The organism is Dellaglioa sp. CoH-57-MRSF-21 (genome assembly GCF_056781915.1).
Genome location: NZ_JBXAXU010000260.1, coordinates 1 through 235 on the forward strand (window position 1 = coordinate 1; position 235 = coordinate 235).

At 71.9% G+C, this 235-nt stretch carries 1 protein-coding gene; it reads right to left on the bottom strand.

Annotated elements, in window-relative coordinates:
- Positions 1-235 (bottom strand): hypothetical protein (locus AC1RPQ_RS08695; RefSeq protein WP_481762384.1); only part of this gene is annotated, 235 nt, incomplete at both ends.

Below are 235 nucleotides of genomic sequence, written 5' to 3' on the forward strand. Positions count from 1 at the left end.
CGGTGAAGGCGCGTGGAATCGTGACGGTCAGGGGCATGGTGCTCAGGCCCGTGAAGGGCAGCGCCGCGACGGCGGCTGGAACCGCGACGGTCAGAGCCGCGATGGTCAGAGCCGCGAGGGGCAGCGTCAGGGTAGTGGTTGGAGCCGCGATGGTCAGAGCCGCGGCGGCCAGTCTCGCGATGGCCAGCGGCGCGACGGTCAGCAGGGCCGCGACGCGAAACGCACCGGTTCGTGG